The organism is Flavobacterium rhizophilum, assembly GCF_046000485.1.
Taxonomy (GTDB): Bacteria; Bacteroidota; Bacteroidia; order Flavobacteriales; family Flavobacteriaceae; genus Flavobacterium; species Flavobacterium rhizophilum.
The window spans coordinates 98844-117950 of the sequence record NZ_JBELQB010000003.1; the positions used below are offsets into that span (position 1 = coordinate 98844).

Here is a 19107-nt window from a genome sequence, read left to right on the forward strand (position 1 = left end):
ACCTTCAGGTCATGAAATAAGTGCTTATCCAATAGCCGTTTATCTTAACGGCGTGGCGCAGCAGATTTTCCATAAGGCGGGTATCGCCATAAGCATGGTCCTGTGTGCGCACTACCGTTACGTAGCCCTCCCTGTAAATCGTAAAATCGGGTACGTCAGTCAATGATTCCCTATTGTAGTATTTTCCTCCCCAGTCCGAGCGCTTAAACTTTTGCAGGTCGGTAAGATAGCGCTGTTTAATATACGCAGGATCAGTATAAGCTAAAGGGTTTTTATTAAACAAATTTTGCTTCACAAAGTATAATATATGTTCCGATGGCGCCACTTTAGCCGCAAAGTCCCGCAGCAGGGCATCATCTTTACTGTCAAGCGCTTCTACAAGTGCAAATTTCAGTTCGTCAAAAGTGGTATAGCCATTATGGGGCTGCATCGTTATGGCCTTTGAAACAAAAGCGCCATCGTTGTGTATCACCCGCATCTCCCCATTATAAAATGTAAGGGCCTTGTCTCCTTCAAATTGGGCGATGTGGTCAAACGGCCCGGGGTTAAGCACTTTATTGTTACCATCTACCAACATATAAGCACCTTTCTTTTTCGCCATATAAAGGTTATTGTCCGAAATCTTTGCCATCCCTTTATATTCAAAAGGCACCACTACATGGTTTTTAAAATTAATAACACCAAACTTTCCGTTTTTAACGGCTACGATCTGTGCGTCTGTCGTTTCAAAGTGTAAATGGTTAAAATTAATGGAGTCATACTCAAAAGGAATGATAGTCTGATTCCTGCCATCAATAACCCCAAACTTCTTTCCTTTTTTCGCTACAAAATATGTGGTACGATTAGCTTCGCTTTTCTGGTAGATGCCGTCATATACTACAGGCACAGTCATCGTTGCGGTATACTCTTCAAAAAGGCCGTATTTATTGTTTTTGTCTTGTACCCTGCGGTAGGCACTGCCGTTATTAAAAGGGTTAACCAGGAGATGCTCATCGTGCAAATAGTCTATCTTGACGAACTGTGGCTCATACAACATCTTATTCTCTTTGCCTATTATTCCTACAAGTCCGTCAAGTTCAGGCTTTAAAATTGGGCTTTTTTCCGTCTCACTCCTGCGGATGAAATCATATATCGGCTTAGCCACAACAGTACCATCGGCAGCATAGACCCCATACTTTTTGTTTTTTGCAATAATATAATTGTCCTGTTCGTAGATAACCTCAAACTCAACAGGAACAATAACATTGCTTTGCCTGTTTATACCCCCCTTTTTGCCATCTTTAGTTACAACGTATAATCCTTTAAAACTAAAGTTGAAATCATCTATGTCCTCATAGATGGGCTGTACTATGATTTGGCCCGCCATGTCAGTCCATCCGGCTTTTCCGTCTTTTACTATCCTAAAACCATCATTAAAGCCCATCACGGTTGCCTTATCATACTCAAGCGGCAAAATCCAGTTGCCCTTATAATCTATGATACCCTGTTTCTTATTATTTTTAAGCGTTACAAATTGGGCGCCGTCTGTATAAACTTCGTCATACGCTACATCAGTCTTTGCCTTGCTCGCTTCAAAATACACACCCGATTTTTTATCTTTTGTAATGATGTATATTTTGCGGAGGTAGTCGTATGTTATCTTATCATGGGCCGGCGCATACAATATATTTCCGTTGGCGTCAGCAAGGCCATACTTACCATTTTTTATAACAATAAGGTTAGGTGCTGCCCTTTTGAAAGCTACATAACTTTTTTTGCTTTTTTTATGCCATCCATCGTTCGGATTTCCGGAATATATGCTGTCATACTCAAAAGGAATAAGTTCTGCCCCGTCTTTGATAAAGCCCATTTTGCCTTTAGATGCCCCTATCACACCGTTGCTGAAAACATACATGCGTTGCAGTTCCCGCTTATATTTTTTATCACCGAAATAAGCTTTGGGAGCATCATCTTTTTTCTCTTTAACCACCGATAATCCATTGCCCGCATCGCTATACAGTACCTCAAAGAATTTGACTGGCAGCAACTGCTCTGCATTAAAATCTATCGATCCCCACTTACCATTTTTCTTTATCTGTAGCGAATTGCCATTAATATAGCTATTGGTCATTATAGAATCATAGACAACAGGCAGGATAATAGTAGCTTCCTTAGAAGCAATCCCGTACTTAACGCCCTTTTTCAGGATATATATCCCGTCAGTGGAAGTTATATAGTCATACTCCGGTGCGAGCACCACAACATCCGTTGCATGGTTTTTAATTCCCCATTTTTTGTCTTTGCCTTGGCGGAAAGCGCCCAGAGAATTTCTGCTGCGGGATGGCCTATCACTATCACTTTCGCGAACAGGAATATCCCCCATACCGCCATACCCGCTGCCTCCGGCATCATAGTCCGGGATTTCCGGCGGAACCTGTGCAAAAACAGAAAAGGTTATCATACACAGTAAAAAAGTCTTGATTCTCTTCATAGTCAATAGGTAATGTGATTTTTGCGCCGTACAAATATATAAGATATTTAGAGTATTTACTGTTTAAAACAATTCTCCTGAATTATTTAATTTTTTTGTTTGATAAGTCCAGTTAAGGACAATCAGATCCAGCAACAGCCATCCTTCCGCTTTCCTCGATATCTCACTGATATTTGCCGTAATCCTGCCCTTAGCAGGCAATTAGTAATCATTAATTCGGTAAATGTTATGAGGAATCAAAACAGAAAGTTACTGTTCACGGCAACGTTGCTGCTGGCAGTATCAGGGGCATTCGCCCAGGGTGACGGCTCCGCAGGAATCGAGGAGGCCACCCAGATGGTCACGTCCTATTTCGGTCCCGCTACCCAGCTTATTTATGCCATTGGTGCGGTTGTGGGTTTGATCGGTGGGGTCAAGGTGTACAACAAGTTCAGCAGTGGGGATCCTGATACCAGTAAGACCGCCGCCAGCTGGTTCGGTGCCTGCATCTTCCTGATTGTGGCAGCCACCATATTACAATCCTTCTTCCTGTAACCTTTTGTTATGAATAGTTATAGTATCAACAAGGGCATTGGAAGGACGGTGGAGTTCAGGGGGCTCAAGGCGCAGTACCTTTTTATTTTCGCCGGTGGGCTCCTGGGTATCCTGGTACTGGTTATGCTACTGTATATCGCTGGGTTAAATTCGTACCTGTGTATCGGGGTCGGGGTCGGAGGGGCCTGTATTATTGTCTGGCAGACCTTCGCCCTAAACAGAAAGTACGGGGAGCACGGGCTGATGAAGCTTGCCGCGGGAAAACGCCATCCGAGGTATATCATCTGCCGCAGGAAGCTCTGCAGGCATGTCGGGTCGAACCTAAAAAGGAAGGCGGTATGAGAAATGTTTCCCGAACCACCACCCTGGAAAGCAGGTTCCCGCTGCTGGCTGTGGAACAGCACTGTATCCTCAGCAAGGATGCCGATATTACGGCCTGCTTTAAGGTAGCCCTGCCGGAAATTTTTACGGTAGGATCCGCCGAGTATGAGGCCATTCATGCCGCCTGGCACAAAGCGGTAAAAACGCTGCCGGACTATACGGTCGTGCACAAGCAGGATTGGTATTTGAAGGAAAACTATGCCCCGGACCTAAGCGGGGATGGGATGAGTTTTCTAGGCAGGTCGTATAGGCAGCACTTTAACGAGCGACCGTTCCTGAACCATTACTGTTACCTGTTCCTTACCAAAACCACCCGTGAGCGCATGCGCATGGAAAGCAATTTCTCCTCCCTCTGCCGTGGCAGGCTGGTACCGAAGGAAGCCCGGGACAGGGAAGCGGTGCAACGCTTTATGGAAGCTGTCGCCCAGTTTGAGCGTATTGTGAATGATTCGGAGCTGGTTCGCCTCTCCCGTCTTTCGGAAGAGGAGATTCTCGGGACCGATGATTCGGCCGGATTGCTGGAGCAGTACCTTACCCTGTCAACCGCAGAGAATGAACCCCTGCAGGATATTGCCCTCAGTGCGGAAGAGGTGCGGGTGGGTACCAAAAGGCTATGCCTGCATACGCTTTCCGATACGGATGACCTGCCTGGGGTAGTAACCGCGGATACCCGTCATGAGAAACTCTCCACCGACCGCAGTGACTGCAGGCTTTCCTTTGCCGCACCTGTGGGCCTGCTGCTTAGTTGCAACCACATCTACAATCAGTACCTGTTTCTGGACAACAGTGAGGACAACCTGCAGAAGTTCGAGAAGTCGGCAAGGAACATGCATTCCCTGGCCCGTTATAGCCGCAGCAATCAGATTAACAGGGAGTGGATTGAGCGTTACCTGAATGAGGCCCATTCCTACGGGCTGTCAAGTGTCAGGGCACATTTCAATGTAATGGCCTGGTCGGATGACCCGGCGGAGCTGAAGCAGATCAGGAACGACACCGGCAGCGCACTGGCACTGATGGAGTGCAAGCCAAGGCACAACACGACCGATACTGCGACGCTGTACTGGGCGGCAATACCGGGAAACGCCGGTGATTTCCCCAGTGAGGAGAGCTTTTATACCTTCATTGAACCGGCCCTGTGCTTTTTCGGTCAGGAAACCAATTACAGTGATTCGCCCTCACCCTTCGGGCTTAAGATGGCGGACCGCCTCACCGGCAACCCCATCCATCTGGATATTTCCGACCTGCCGATGAAAAAAGGTATCATCACCAACCGGAACAAATTCATCCTGGGACCCTCGGGAAGCGGCAAATCCTTCTTTACCAACCATATGGTCAGGCAGTATTACGAGCAGGGTGCCCATGTGCTGCTGGTGGATACCGGTAACAGCTATCAGGGGCTTTGCGAACTTATCAAGGGCAAGACCAGGGGAGAGGACGGGGTGTACTTCACCTATACGGAAAGCAATCCCATCGCCTTCAATCCCTTTTATACCGATGACGGGGTGTTCGATATCGAAAAGAGGGAGAGCATCAAGACACTGATTCTGACCCTCTGGAAACGCGATGATGAACCCCCGACACGATCGGAGGAGGTCGCGCTTTCCAATGCAGTAAGCGGCTATATAGACCATATCAGGACTTTCAATGCCCCTGCTTCCTTCAATGGCTTTTACGACTATGCAGGAGGGGATTACCGCAGGATCCTGGAAGAGAAAAAGGTGCGGGAGAAGGATTTTGACCTGGCCAATTTCCTGAACGTGCTGGAACCCTACTACAGGGGGGGTGAGTACGATTACCTGCTGAATTCCGACAGGCAGCTTGACCTGCTCTCCAAGCGGTTTATCGTCTTTGAGATCGATGCCATAAAGGACCATAAGATCCTTTTCCCCATTGTGACCATCATCATCATGGAGGTGTTCATCAACAAGATGCGCAGGCTGAAGGGACAACGCAAGCTGATCCTTATCGAGGAGGCCTGGAAGGCTATTGCCAAGGAGGGGATGGCCGAGTACATCAAATACCTTTTCAAGACCGTAAGGAAGTTTTTCGGTGAGGCCATTGTGGTCACTCAGGAAGTCGACGATATCATACAGTCGCCAATTGTCAAGGAGAGCATCATCAACAATTCCGACTGCAAGATCCTTCTGGACCAGCGCAAGTACATGAACAAGTTCGATGATATCCAGGCCATGCTGGGCCTTACCGACAGGGAAAAGGCACAGGTGCTGTCCCTGAATATGAACAACGACGCCTCCAGGCTGTATAAGGAAGTGTGGATAGGACTGGGCGGTACGCATTCGGCAGTGTATGCCACGGAAGTGAGCCTTGAGGAATACCTGGCCTATACCACCGAGGAAAGTGAGAAAATGGAGGTGATGGAACTCGCCGCGCAGTTGGGCGGTGATGTGGAGCTGGCCATCCGCCGTATTGCGGCCAGAAGGAGGGAAGACAAACAATAACCATAAAAAATTAGAACTATGAGAAATGTGATTTATGCAATAGGTGCCGTGCTGCTGCTGGCAGCAGCACCGTTAAGGGCGCAGTGGGTCGTGAGTGATCCGGGAAGCTATGCGCAGGGTATCATCAATACCGCCAACCAGATTATCGAGACCTCGGCAACGGCGAGCAATACCCTGGACAGTTTCAGGGAAGTCAAGAAGGTATACGATCAGGGTAAGGAGTACTATGATGCCCTTAAGTCGGTGAACAACCTCTTAAGGGATGCCCGTAAGGTACAGCAGACGGTTTTGCTGGTCGGGGACACCTCAGACCTGTATGTCACCAGTTTCGGACGTATGCTGAACGATCCCAACTTCAGTGCCCAGGAGCTCAGCGCGATCGCTTTCGGCTACTCGAAGTTGTTGAACGAGAGTACCGCACTGCTCAACGAGCTCAGTCAGATCATCAATGCCTCTACCTTATCACTCAATGATAAGGAGCGTATGGACATCATCGAGAGGGTGTACAAGGAGGTCAGGGCGTATTACAACCTGGTGCGTTACTATACCAATAAGAACATCTCGGTAAGCCTGGTCAGGGCCAAAAAACACAATGATACCCAGCGTGTATTGGAACTGTACGGTACATCCGGGCAAAAATACTGGTAGGGATGCTGTTGCAGATAGAATTCAGCAACCTGCACCAGATGCTGCGCGCACTCTATGATGAGATGCTGTCACTGGCGGCAGATATGGCCGGTGTCGCCAGGGGGCTTGCCGGACTCGGTGCACTGTTTTATGTGGCCCTTAAGGTATGGCAGGCATTGAGCAGGGCCGAGCCTATTGACCTGTTCCCGATGTTGCGGCCCTTCGCCTTGGGACTTTGTATCATGTTCTTCCCTACGATGGTTTTGGGGACGATCAATGCGGTACTGAGTCCGATAGTAACCGGTACCCATGGGATACTGGAGGGACAGGTGCTGGACCTGAACGAATTGCAGCAGCAGAAAGACCTGCTGGAAAGGGAGGCCCTACTGCGTAATCCGGAGACTGCCTATCTGGTTTCCGATGAGGAGTTTGACCGGCAGCTGGAGGAATTGGGATGGTCGCCCTCGGACCTTGCCACCATCTCGGGCATGTACCTGGAAAGGGGAATGTATCAGCTCAAGCAGGATATCAGGAATGCCTTTAGGGAGTTGCTGGAGATACTGTTCCAGGCCGCTGCCCTAGTGGTGGATATCATCCGCACCTTTTTTCTGATCGTACTGTCCATACTGGGGCCTGTGGCCTTTGCGCTCTCGGTGTGGGACGGTTTCCAGTCCACCCTTTCCCAATGGTTCACCCGCTATATCAGTGTGTATCTGTGGCTGCCGGTTTCGGACCTTTTCAGTTCCATGCTTGCCAAGATACAGTCCCTTATACTGGCGCGTGATATCGAGCAGCTCTCAGACCCGGCCTTTATTCCGGATACTTCCGATGCGGTCTACATCATCTTTATGATCATCGGTATCATCGGGTACTTCACCATACCGACGGTTACGGGCTGGATCATACAGGCAGGCGGAGCCGGGAACTACACCCGTAATGTGAATCAGGCCACCCGCAAGGCCGGAAATATCGCCGGTGCGGCGACCGGTGCGACCACGGGTAACATTGGCGGAAAACTTATGAATCAGTAATCTTTAAAGGTAAAGTGATGGAATTTAAAACATTAAGGAATATAGAGAACAGTTTCAGGCAGATCAGGCTCTATGCTGTTGTATTTGCCATAGTCTGTTTAGGAACAACAGGCTATGCGGTTTGGGAGTCCTACCGTTTTGCCCGCGAACAGCGCAAGAAGGTATATGTGCTGGACCAGGGGAAATCGCTCATGCTGGCGCTTTCACAGGATGCGGCCATCAACCGTCCCGTGGAAGCCAGGGAACATGTAAGGCGTTTCCATGAACTCTTCTTCACACTGGCACCGGACAGGGCCGCCATAGAAAGCAATATGAGGAGGGCCTTCAGCCTGGCCGACAAAAGCGCTTTTGACTATTACAGGGACCTTTCCGAAAAGGGTTACTATAATCGTATCATATCAGGAAATGTACAGCAACGGCTGGAGGTTGACAGCGTACAGTGCAACTTTGACACCTATCCCTATAGGGTACGTACCTATGCTAGGCAATTCATAATCCGTGCCAGCAACGTAACTCGCCGCAGTCTGGTCACCTCATGCCTTCTGGTGAATTCCGTCCGTTCGGACGATAATCCTCAGGGCTTCACTATGGAACAGTTCCGTGTGCTGGAGAATAGGGATGTGGAGACTCTTGAACGCCAATAGCACCGTTATGGAAAAATTTCACAGCGTAAGGGATACATGGCAGGACAGGCTGGATAGCCGCTGGCGACAGCTGCCGGCCCGGCAAAGGCGCCGCATAGTCCTGTACAGCTTTGCCGGTTACCTGTTGGTTACCGCGGTGGTAGTTGTACAGGTTGTCAATGAGTTGGGTAACGCCCGTAGGGGCGTAGGGATACAGCATATCAGTAATCCGGTGGCCGGGGAGGATAGACCGGTAAAAACCGAAACAATCATTCAGGAACTAAAAAAAGAGGATTATGAGAGAAAACAGTAAGGACAAAACGGGTTTTCTGACCGATGAGGGCACCACACCCTCCGTCAGGGAGAACAGGGGATTAGACAGGGAACGGCTTAAGAAGCCGCTCATTTTTGGGGTAATGGGTATCATTTTCGCTGCCTGCCTGTACCTGATATTTGCCGGGGAGAAAGGACAAGCCGGCGAGGATATGTTTACCAATGGCATAAATGACAAGGTGCCGCAGGCATCCGGTGCCGGCCTGCCGGATGATAAGGGGAAGGCCTATCAGCAGGAGATGCTCAGGGAAAAGGACCGCCTGAAGCGCGAGGCCCTGATGACCCTCTCGGACTACTGGCATCCCGACAACCTTGAAGGCATAAGGGAACCGGTCACTACCGGGGAGGTGGAAGGGGAGCTGTCGGGCTCCGGAACGGGAGAAGATAAACATCCGACCCTGGGGAGCTACCGTAGTATGCGACACTCCCTGAGTACGTTCTACCAGGGGGATCCTGCTCAGGACGCCCTGCTCAGGGAAAATGAGAAGCTCAAAGCCGAATTAAGACAGCAGGAATCGAAGGGCGACGGGCCGGACCGTCTGGAACTTATGGAGCGTTCGTACCAGATGGCAGCCAAATATTTTCCGGGTGTTTCCAACACAGAAGAAGCACCTCCGGGTACAACGGATACCGAAGCTGAGGAGGCCCCTTTTCTGGAGGTACTGCCCGAGAAGAAAAACATCGTGTCCCGGCTTGGGCAAAGGGCTGCCGATTCGGTGGCACTCAGGCGATTTGCCGAAGGGAGCTACAGTAGTTTTATGGTGAATCAGGAATCCGCGGGACAAGAACGGCCTGCCAACAGTATAAGGGCCTGTATCCACCGCAGCGCAAAGATAACCGGTGAGGGCAGCGTACAGCTCCGTCTGCTTCAGGCAGCCCGGCTGGGCGGGGTCACCCTTCCGAAGGGGTATATCCTGACCGCTGTGGCTAGGTTCCAGAGCACACGCCTTCAGCTGCAGGTCTTTACCGTGGCGGTGGGCGGAAATATATTTCCGGTGAACCTCTCGGTATACGATATTGACGGACAGAAAGGCCTCAACCTACCGTATACGGCGGAAGTCACCGCGGTGAACGGCACACTGGCCAATATGGGAAATTCGGCGGGAAGCGGTATCACCATCAACCAATCGGCCTTACAGCAGCTGACCTCCGATGCGGCACGCGGACTGATACAGGGCGTCTCTGGTTACTTTTCAAAAAAGGTGAAGCCGCAGAAAGCGACACTTCGCGCGGGCTTTGCGCTCTTCCTTGTGTCGAAAGAAAAATAAACCAAACTAAAAATATAGACTTATGAAAATACAAGCATTGAAATCAGGCCTTATACTATTGTTCCTGGTAATGGTCACAATCAGCAGTGCCCAGGTGGGACCCGGACAGGCTGTGGGACTTGGCCGTATTGCCCCCTATCATATTGAGGTCACCTATGATAAGACATCGCATATCATCTTTCCCTCAGGGATACGTTATGTGGACCTGGGCAGTGATAATATTGTAGCTGGAAAAGCCCAGGATGCGGATAATGTCCTGCGTGTGAAGGCTGCCGTACACGGTTTTGATACGGAGACCAATTTTTCGGTCATTACAGAGGACGGTCAGTTCTACGGCTTTGATGTCTGTTACAGCGAGACGCCTCAGGTGCTGGGGCATGATTTGGCTAAGGGTATCGGAAAGGCCCTGCAGTCGAAAAGCGGCACGATCCGTTTTGAAGAACTGGGGGCCTCACCCGCATCACTCACAGCGCTTATCATGGAAGCGCTCTATGAAAAAGGCAAGAAGGCAATAAAGCATATCCGTTCGCAGGGTTATGGGATTGGCTTCAGCCTTAGGGGAATATATATCCATGACGGGAAATATTATTTCGATCTGCAGCTGGAAAACACCACCAACATACCCTTTACCATTGATTATATAAAGTTCAGGGTCATAGACAGGAAGGTCGCTAAGCGAACGGTAATACAGGAGCGTACTTTGAATCCGTTGCGTATGTACAGGCCACTTCTTCCCATAGCTGGAAATACCGCGGAAAGGAATATTTTCCTGCTCGATGTCTTCACCCTTAACAGGGGGCAGGCGCTTGAGATTGAGGTTGCGGAAAGAAACGGCGGCAGGGGACAGGTCCTGAAAATAAGGGACTCCGACCTGGTAAAGGCCCAGTCACTGGATAAGTTGCGTATCAAATTTTAGGCAGGACAGGGAGGAGGTGATTGCACATTAGCGCAAACCTCGCTATATTTGTGTGAAATATTAGAAAATCTTAAAGTGTTTTTACTTTAAGTCTCGTCACTGAAAACTGGTAATTTTTAAAGACTTCGAGGCTAAGTAGGGACGCTCACGCATGGCGTGGGCGCTCGCTTATGCGAAGTCTAGGTATACCAGTGCCTCAGTGTCCGTAAGTGTAGTGGTCTGCGCCTATTTTTTTACAGCAGGACAGTACACTTACGGGTAACCAGATTCACCAAGAATTGAGAATGATGGCAGACCCGACAGAAAAACTACAGATGCGACTTTCAGAAAGCAAGTTCACGTTCAGTAGAAGGATGCTTACTTTTTTTTCCACAGCAGAAATTTATACCGTTAAGCAATTGACTGAAATACCCCTTTCCAAATTTACCTGCTTTAAAGGGTTTAAAGATAAGTGTATGGCCGAACTGCTTGCCTTCATAGAGTTTGAGCAGCTAAGGCATTACTTCAGGAAATGATAATTTCAACCTGTTTAATCTTTACAATTACTATTCATACAACCGTATAAGTTGGCTACCCTATAAACCTATAGAGAAAAGATAAAAACCACCGGATTCCGATATGTTTATTTTAAAAATTATTTTGCAGGATCTTTATGCAGATAAAATAAATTTTAATTTGCGAAAAAGGCCATCGTATTATTAGTTTTGTATGGGATTAGGGATGTGCTTCGTTCCACTGTCCAAGATGTGAAAATGCATAGTATGTAGCGACGGCATGCAGATATTTATTGTCAAGTAATGAAGTATAAAAAGATACAGCCATACAGGGATTTAGAAACTTTAATTCATTTCTATTGGGAGCTAAAGGGAAATGAAGCTGGACGACAACTCGAACGTGTTTTTCCTGACGGTTGTGCGGGGATACTCATAAATATGGGAAATAACTGCTTAACCGATAACGGCACGTTTTCTATGGAGTTTGGTAAAACGTATGTGGTCGGTGCAATGAATTCTTTTAAGGACAGTTTTATTGACAACGATACACACCTTGTGGGGGTATGCCTAAAACCGGCAGCCTTTTCCAATTTTTACAGTTATGCTTCACAAACGGAACTGAACAACAGTACAGTAGAATTTGAAAAATTTAGTTCGTTTGACGTTGATAAAGTACGTGCCGACCCGTTTACTTATTTTGATCATTTCTATTCGGAAAGAATAAAAAGCAAAAACATTCCATTGCAACCCGTCATCAATGATATACATCTGGCAAAGGGGCAGATCAGTATCTACGAGCTCTCAAAAAGGAATTTTACAACCGTAAGGAGTCTTGAGCGCAATTTTAAAAAATATGTTGGGTTAACACCAAAAGAGTATACGAATATAATTCGGTTTCAGAATGCCCTGAAAGTGATTAAAAGGTCAAAGCGTAACCGGAGCTTGCTGGACATCGCTTTTGAATGTGGCTATTATGACCACTCACACCTAGCTAATGAGATCAGGCGGAACACCGGGTTTTCACCGTCGCTGTTTTGATTTGTCGTATTTTTACAAAGTATGATTGCCTTGACGGAGATACATTTGCTGAAATATTAAAATTTAAAACAGATGCGTAAAATATCACTTTTCATTGCAATGAGTTTAGATGGGTACATTGCAAAACCAAATGATGACCTAAGCTTTCTCAAACTGGTTGAAAAAGAGGGTGAAGATTATGGCTATGCAGATTTTATGGCTACTATCGACACGATAATTATTGGTCGGAGAACTTATGACTATGTACTAAAAGAAATAGGAGCATCCCATTACGACAACGGGAAAAGGGATGTCTATGTAATCACAAGAACGGAAAGACCGAAATTGGGAAGAACTACCTTCTATTCGGGAAACCTGGCCGAATTAATCGAACGATTAAAATCTGAAGAGGGTAAGAATATCTATTGCGACGGTGGTGCAGAGGTGATCAATGAGTTATTGCAGCACGATTTAATTGATGAGCTAATAATTTCGATAATACCTGTTTTATTAGGTAGCGGAACGAGGCTATTTAAAAATAAAAGGCCTGAACAGGTACTGGAGTTAATTACGTCAAATACTTTTGAAACCGGTTTGACACAATTGCGCTATCAGCGAAAAAAGTGAATGATAGCCTAACAATAATCTTTCTCTCAGAAAAAGAAGCAATATTGAGTTCCAATGTCGCTTCTTTTTTATAAACGGTGCGGCTATAGTTCTGTGATAAGAATGTAGATGGAGCACCGCCTTCCTTCCCAGCGGGTGCCGACTTTGTCCGGAACTGGTTTTAATGCATCATCCGCGGTGCTATTGGATGTCTTATCGATGTTTTCAATGAATTCAAGTAAGAGAGGTGCTTTAACAACGTGTTGGAAACCACATTAAGAGCTTATATATCGATAAATAATTTACTATTATCTGTAATAGACCAGAATCACTTTATACGGTAAAGTGTTTTTCCTGCATGCGATTACGGTAGCTAAAATGAGCTAATAACGGCACATGTTGCTGGATGGGGATAATAAAGATCCCCTGCACAAAACCTCGCCAGACACGGCAAGTGCAGCAGGGTTTCCCGATGCTTTTGCCTTGGTTGGCGTACCGCTTTGAAGGCGCGAAAGGGCCACCCGCTGGAGCGGGCGGCTTTTTTGCGCCGGTTTCTGACGGCTACCCGGACTAACTTCGCCTTATCACGGGTCACTTCTGTCTGCAATCGGGTCAGGTGCGGCCTGTGCCCATCGTCTCTCCAGCAGCGTGTCCAGTATTTCCCACTGGCTGTAATACGTTTTGCCCTCAAACCGATAAGTGTCTTCTTCCTCATCCCACAGGTAGGCATCGAAGTCCTCATTCTCCAGGCAGATATCGCGCATGATTCCGTTGATAAATGTTGTCCTGCCGTACACAAGGCAGCCCATCTCCTCATACTCAAGGGTAAAGTCCGCGCCGCAGCGCATTGCAATCAATTTTACCACTTCCGTGTTGGGTGCCCATCTGGTGGTGTACTGATAGGTGCCCACCTCGCCGTCATCCCAGTAGAGGTCAAAAAAATAGTCGCACTGGTCACTCAGGAATTCGGGCAGCTGCCCGTGTCCTGTTTTCTCTTCGCGTTCTTTCATGTGCTGGAAAAGTTCATGAATCGTTTTTATCGTCTTTTGGTTACCTTCAAAAACAAGGTAATTGCTGCATAGATTTGCCATAATAGTGTAGTTTAGGACAGCTGTTTTTTGTGTGAACAGCTGCCCGATTAATATTGTTTTAGTTCAGGACTGCTGCGCCATGCTGGGCAAAAGCGTCGCATAGCTCGAAAGCTTTCTGGCTTTTAGACTGCGCCGTGCCGCCCATCACGATGGATTGCAGTTTTGCCTCACCGTCCCTGTAGGAACGTACATTCTGGAAATATCCAGTTACCGCATTATAGGCGCCGTATAGTGTGCCCTTTGTGGTGTCCGTCTGTTGGGTGTCACTTACCATCGCATAGGCAAAGGCATCGTTTACCATATTTCGGTACACTGCGGAGAATTCGTCCTCAGCCCCTTTTTTGATAAGCTCAAGGGTTTCCCCGTTGGGGCAGAGTGCCAGCTGTATGAGTTTACGGAGTTCTTTATCCGTAGTTCTTACGGCAGCCCAGTTGTTGAATATCCCTTCCAGTTGTGTGCTTAACCTGTCTGCCAGTCCCATGACCCTGTGCGCGTCCTCCAGACGTTGTTGTGCTCCTGAGGTATGCCTGATGCGTACCACATTGGTCATGTTTTTTAAGGAGGCGTTAAGTGTGTTCTGACAGACAATGCGAATGGGGGTGAAGGCAGCGGTAATACTGCCGCTTCCGTCATGGGAGGTGGTGAGGAAAAGGTATTTTTCGGTAACGTCATCGCCTTTGCCCACGCGGATATAATCGGGCAGTTTTGCGGTTATGAAAATGCGTTCACCATTTCCCAGAGCCCCTGCTGTCTCATAGAGTATGCCTTCGCCACCACCTACTATGGCATCGAAAAAAGCGAAGGCATCACGATTCTGCACAATCTGGTAATCTTTGCCGACCACGCCCAGCACTGCGTTACTGTCGGTGCGTATAGTGGCGAAGTAGTTAGGGACGGTTATGCTGTTGCTGTGCGGTTGCCCGATTACGGGACTCTCTCTTTGGGTATACAGGGGCGTTTTTACCACCTCATAGTCCAGGCCTGCTGCGGTGATAGCCTCAGCGCTTGTGGGGTAGTCGGTAACGATTTGTCCCAGTCCGTGCCACGCTTTCTGCTGCACGCTGAAAAAGAAATATTTTCCTGTGTTCCGGTTGTAATTGATATTATGTGCCATGATTGCTGCGTTTTAAAATGAATGATTTGATTAGAAAGGAAGGTCGTCGTGTTCGCCTCCCTGTTTATTATTCCCTTCATGAGGGCTTACCACCACGGGCTGGTTCACCTCGATGTCTTCGGGGCTCTGCCTGCTGCTGCCTGCTTTGGCATGGACCTTTATGCGTGATGCGATATAGTTTAAGCCTGCCTTTGGCTGCCCTTCCTTATCCATCCAGGCCCTTGCGCTGACCCTGCCCGCAAGCTCCACCAGTGTCCCTTTTGTCAGCATCGTTGCTACCTTTGGGCTTATGAAGTAGCTGCAGTCAAAAAAGGTGGGCTGCTCGATATATTCGCCCTGCCTGTTGCGGTAACCGTCGTTGGCAGCTACTGAGAAATGCACTACCTGCCTTTCATTGTTCAGGGCACGCACCTCGGCGTCCCTTGTCACTCTTCCGATAATGTTCATAATTCATGATTTTTAAATGATACTTGTCCTGTCTTCCCCCAGCCCCCTCGGTAACCGTCCTGCCTCGCTTCGCTCCGCGTAACTTTTTCCAAAAGAAAAACCGGAAAAAAGAAAGCAGATAAACAGGCCGCGAAGGGAGGGAGAGCAAAAGGAAACGGAATAAGTCCCGCAGGGTGGCAGGGCGGACCGAAGGGAGCAGGGCCATTATGCCGTAGTCTTTTGTTTTACCGTTGAGCCCGGCGCGGCATACATTAGCTGCCTTTTTATCGGTTTCGTACCTGGAAAAGTTCCTGACTCTTATATCCCATGAGGTTGGGTGGGGAAAGGTTTATGGTCGACTGTGAAAAATTCAATGGGAGCTGATCTTGTGGAAAAGGCAAAAAGACCGATTGTCTGTTATTCCGTTAAAGGACAGGCGGAAAAAACCGTTACTGTTTTTGTCAATTTTCCGCCCCATGGCGGCGTCCGATATCTTGGCGCTGCTCATAATGCTACGGACAGCCCTGACTGAGTAGCGATCACCACCAATTTGACAGGTGCGAGAGTAATCGGAACTCGCTGATGGAAGATGTAAACATTTTTGGAAGCCGGGCTGTTGCATCAACCCTGACTACAGCTGCCATTATCCTCTCCCCGAAAATTCTGTAAAGTGGATTTCTAGAGCATTTATGCGGAAAAAACAGCTTTGTGTATTATTCAGCAGTACTCTTTAATTTTTATTGAATTCCTATCTTTAAGGTGTTAGGGGTGATTATGTTATAAACCATATGTAAAAATTTCATCAATTTTTTTGTGGTCCTGTTGTACGGTTTGTTTTTTTTTCTACATTCGCAGCGTTTTTAACACCTTACCTATGGGATCGAATATTCCTTATATTCTTTGTAAACCCGACTTGCAGAATTTTTCCTCTGCACCACCTCCTTTTTCTTTTCTGAATACCACCGGTCATAAAAAGGACGATACCATTTCCTGTCTATTACCTTAAACTATATGAAATTTAGAAAATTGGTTTTCGTTTTCTGCCTGTCATTATCTTTTCAGACACAGGCGCAGGTCGCCCCTATGGCGATTCCTATCAGGAACTATCCGGGAGGAGTGACCGGAGCGGAAGCATGGTACATTGTCAATCACAGCCAGTTGAGTGCCGGTGACTACCGTAATCATGCTTCGGATTATATTAAAATAAGCCAGTGTGGTGATGCGGGATCAAAAATCCTGTTCAATTACAACCATTCGGTGGATGTCCCGGCACTTTGCCTCACCTACAATGCACCCCTGGAAAGCACTACCTCACGAAATGTCTTTTTTGTGAGTGAGGTGGCAAGTACCGGTGTCAGTTATTCCCATCTCACAACAGAATGGAATCCGATTTTAAACGGCCTGCCCCAGGTTGGCCCTCCTATTGTGAACCGGTTTGATAACGGATCACAGGCCTCTTATGTAGACAATAAGGGCGTTACCTATACACCCAGCCAGCCAGCCAACATCAATTTTTATAACTGGAACGTTTTCCAGGCCGGTAAAAAGCTGAAGAGTTACGGCTCCCAGGGAGAAACCAGCTTTTATATAGGCAAAGAGTTCTATAATGGTTTTCTGTCGGCTACCGGGCTTGATTTTAAAGGGAATTTCCCTGAATTCATTTCCTTTCCCTATGAGCTGAATGCCAATGAGAAAAACAGAGTGGAATCCTATCTGGCCTTAAAGTACGGGGTAACCCTGGATAGGGCAATGTCCTATAAGAATGCAAGGAACACAGTCTTCTGGAACCTTACCAATAATATCCTTTTCCGATACCGTACCTTCGGGATCGGGCGTGATGATATATCGGGACTGAACCAGCTGCAGAGTGAAAGTGTGCATAAAAAGGATTACCTGATCGCTTCGGTTGGGGAACTGGCTGAGGATAACCCCCAAAAGCAACAGCAGGTATCTATAGACAATAACAATTTTATTGTTTTTGGAGACAATAGCGAAAGTAATGCTTTAGGCGCTACTACCAATAACTTCGGGGTTAGGATGCTTACCCGTAAATGGTTATCCCAGAGTACCGGAGGTCATGCTATGGATATTCCCATGTATTTCAAATTTAATCTGGCGGGGAATATTCAGCAGGAGCTTTCACAGAATTCCAATCTTAAGCTTTGGATGTTACACGATGAATATGTGACCAATCAGCAGCTTTCCGATTTCAATAGTCAATATGTCAACTATTATGAGCCGGGAAGTATGGACGGGCTGAACTACGCCTTCTTTGACAGGATCTATTTCGATACCGACTCGGGTACGTATGACCAGTTCACTTTTGGAGTGGGGCCGAAGATGATCGTACAGGTCCGTTTTGATAACGACTGTAACGATGCCAATGTAAAATCACATGTCATCATTACGGGAGGTAAGGCATCCTTTACTGTAAGTATTAAGAACAATACAACGGGACAGACGCAGAATTACCAGACATCCTCCCGCGATTTTGCCTTTACGGCTGTCTCTCCGGCAACCTATACCGTTACCGTTACCGATGCGACCGGACTGGTAGCGGCCACAACAGTGGATACCAATTTTTACCCTATCAACGTCAACCTTGGCCCCGATATTATTTTAAATGCCTCACAGCAGCAGGTTACCCTGAATGCCGGCCAGTACATCACCGATCCGAATGCTACCTATAAGTGGTATCGTGACGGGGAGCTTTTGGAGCAGTATGCCGCTACGCTTCTGGTTAATGAACCGGGGGAATATACCGTTGAGGTAACGGGTGGGAACCACATCTGTCAGGGTTCCGATACGATACTTGTTTATTATAAATTCACAGGAAATATAAGCCCGGGCTTCCAGTGCGATAAGCCGAAAGGCTATCTTACACTCAACCTGAGCGGTGGTGTCGGGCCATTTACTACACTCATTTCCGGACCTAATCAGTCCCTGCCGCAGGTGCACAATCAGGAAACCTATTATTTCCCGGAGATTAATTTCGGTACCTATACCATAACAAGTACCGATATAAACGGGGAAGTCTATCAGTCGGGTTTTACCATTGCCGATCCCCTGCTGGGTATGGAAGTCGACCTGTTGACTCAGCTGCAGCTGTCCGGGGTTTCCATCAGCTATAACAGTCTTTACCCATTCCCTATAGCAAATCCAGTTCCCAACAGCACCGTAACCCTGGATGCCTCCTTGCTGGTGAGCAATCCCAATGTTAGCTACGAGTGGTTTTCCAACGGGCAGTCCCTGGGCATCTATGGTCCTGTAATTACCCTGGATACCAACGTGAGCCTTCCCAGTGACCTGAAGGAGATAAAGGTGGTTATTACCAATTTAAATTCGGGATGTTCGATAAGTGATAGTTTCGGGATCAAGGGCTATTGGGAGGTTGAGGCCGGTTCTGCGCAGACCGCGGCACTGGAGGAGGAACTGAAACAGCAACGGGGAGTTTACGACGGCTCCATAAGAACCAAGGTGTACCCGAATCCAAGTGATGCCAGCGAGACATTCTATTATGAGGTTTCCTCTTCAGAGGTCTTCAGCGGTACCGTTGAGATACTGAGCCCGACAGGGGCTGTGATAGAACAGGTACAGATATCAGGGGAGTCCGGTTATAGGTTGCCTTTCAGTCTGTTAACCTCGGGAGTCTACTTTATATGCACAAAAACCAACGGAATACTTCTTACCGATAAAATAATCATCAGATAAATCACT

The 19107-nt window shown here is 47.6% G+C and carries 17 protein-coding genes; 13 read left to right on the plus strand and 4 right to left on the minus strand.

What is annotated here, in order from left to right; translation table 11 throughout:
• Positions 1-4: 4 nt before the first annotated feature.
• Complete coding sequence (locus ABS768_RS04540; protein ID WP_408073789.1) at positions 5-2470, minus strand: WG repeat-containing protein; 2466 nt, start codon at positions 2468-2470, stop codon at positions 5-7.
• Positions 2471-2698: 228 nt separating this feature from the next.
• Between ABS768_RS04540 and ABS768_RS04545 the strand changes: the two genes are divergently transcribed.
• The 12 genes from ABS768_RS04545 (at position 2699) to ABS768_RS04600 (ending at position 12780) form a co-directional block, all read left to right on the plus strand.
• A complete protein-coding gene (locus tag ABS768_RS04545) occupies positions 2699-3004 on the plus strand; it encodes a DUF4134 domain-containing protein (RefSeq protein ID WP_408073790.1) in 306 nt (101 codons plus the stop codon).
• A 9-nt stretch (positions 3005-3013) separates the two neighbouring features.
• Complete coding sequence (locus ABS768_RS04550) at positions 3014-3346, plus strand: DUF4133 domain-containing protein (RefSeq protein WP_408073791.1); 333 nt, start codon at positions 3014-3016, stop codon at positions 3344-3346.
• Positions 3343-5844: a TraG family conjugative transposon ATPase gene (locus tag ABS768_RS04555; protein ID WP_408073792.1), complete on the plus strand. Its 2502-nt coding sequence runs from the start codon at positions 3343-3345 to the stop codon at positions 5842-5844. Before ABS768_RS04550 ends, ABS768_RS04555 begins: the two co-directional genes overlap by 4 nt.
• Before the next feature lie 18 nt (positions 5845-5862).
• Positions 5863-6492 carry a DUF4141 domain-containing protein gene (locus tag ABS768_RS04560; protein WP_408073793.1) on the plus strand — a complete coding sequence of 210 codons (630 nt, stop codon included), beginning with the start codon at positions 5863-5865 and terminating at the stop codon, positions 6490-6492.
• A 14-nt stretch (positions 6493-6506) separates the two neighbouring features.
• Positions 6507-7502 carry a conjugative transposon protein TraJ gene (traJ, locus tag ABS768_RS04565; RefSeq protein WP_408074016.1) on the plus strand — a complete coding sequence of 332 codons (996 nt, stop codon included), beginning with the start codon at positions 6507-6509 and terminating at the stop codon, positions 7500-7502.
• Positions 7503-7519: 17 nt separating this feature from the next.
• Entirely contained in the window at positions 7520-8146 is a 627-nt protein-coding gene (gene traK / locus ABS768_RS04570; RefSeq protein ID WP_408073795.1) for a conjugative transposon protein TraK, read from the plus strand.
• A gap of 7 nt (positions 8147-8153) precedes the next feature.
• Positions 8154-8438, plus strand: a complete 285-nt coding sequence (locus ABS768_RS04575; protein WP_408073797.1) for a nitrogen regulatory IIA protein — start codon at positions 8154-8156, stop codon at positions 8436-8438.
• Positions 8422-9726, plus strand: a complete 1305-nt coding sequence (gene traM / locus ABS768_RS04580; protein WP_408073799.1) for a conjugative transposon protein TraM — start codon at positions 8422-8424, stop codon at positions 9724-9726. The genes ABS768_RS04575 and traM overlap by 17 nt, the downstream gene beginning before the upstream one ends.
• 22 nt (positions 9727-9748) lie before the next feature.
• Positions 9749-10642: a conjugative transposon protein TraN gene (traN, locus tag ABS768_RS04585; protein ID WP_408073800.1), complete on the plus strand. Its 894-nt coding sequence runs from the start codon at positions 9749-9751 to the stop codon at positions 10640-10642.
• Between the two features lie 284 nt (positions 10643-10926).
• Entirely contained in the window at positions 10927-11157 is a 231-nt protein-coding gene (locus ABS768_RS04590; RefSeq protein ID WP_408073801.1) for a hypothetical protein, read from the plus strand.
• Between the two features lie 282 nt (positions 11158-11439).
• Positions 11440-12174, plus strand: a complete 735-nt coding sequence (locus tag ABS768_RS04595; protein ID WP_408073802.1) for a DUF6597 domain-containing transcriptional factor — start codon at positions 11440-11442, stop codon at positions 12172-12174.
• A gap of 72 nt (positions 12175-12246) precedes the next feature.
• The gene (locus ABS768_RS04600) at positions 12247-12780 is read left to right on the plus strand and encodes a dihydrofolate reductase family protein (protein WP_408073803.1); all 534 of its coding nucleotides are present in this window, start codon (positions 12247-12249) and stop codon (positions 12778-12780) included.
• 563 nt (positions 12781-13343) lie between these two features.
• On the opposite strand, the gene ABS768_RS04605 is transcribed toward ABS768_RS04600, so the two are convergent.
• Genes ABS768_RS04605 through ABS768_RS04615 form a run of 3 tightly spaced genes read right to left on the minus strand, consistent with a single transcriptional unit; the run spans position 13344 to position 15411 of the window.
• A complete protein-coding gene (locus ABS768_RS04605) occupies positions 13344-13850 on the minus strand; it encodes a DUF1281 family ferredoxin-like fold protein (protein WP_408073804.1) in 507 nt (168 codons plus the stop codon).
• Between the two features lie 58 nt (positions 13851-13908).
• Positions 13909-14964, minus strand: a complete 1056-nt coding sequence (locus ABS768_RS04610) for a DUF932 domain-containing protein (protein ID WP_408073805.1) — start codon at positions 14962-14964, stop codon at positions 13909-13911.
• Between the two features lie 30 nt (positions 14965-14994).
• Positions 14995-15411 (minus strand): single-stranded DNA-binding protein, encoded by a 417-nt coding sequence (locus ABS768_RS04615; protein ID WP_408073806.1) that lies wholly within the window; start codon positions 15409-15411, stop codon positions 14995-14997.
• Between the two features lie 1062 nt (positions 15412-16473).
• On the opposite strand from ABS768_RS04615, the gene ABS768_RS04620 reads away from it, so the two are divergent.
• Positions 16474-19101 (plus strand): T9SS type A sorting domain-containing protein, encoded by a 2628-nt coding sequence (locus ABS768_RS04620; RefSeq protein WP_408073807.1) that lies wholly within the window; start codon positions 16474-16476, stop codon positions 19099-19101.
• Positions 19102-19107 lie beyond the last annotated feature (6 nt).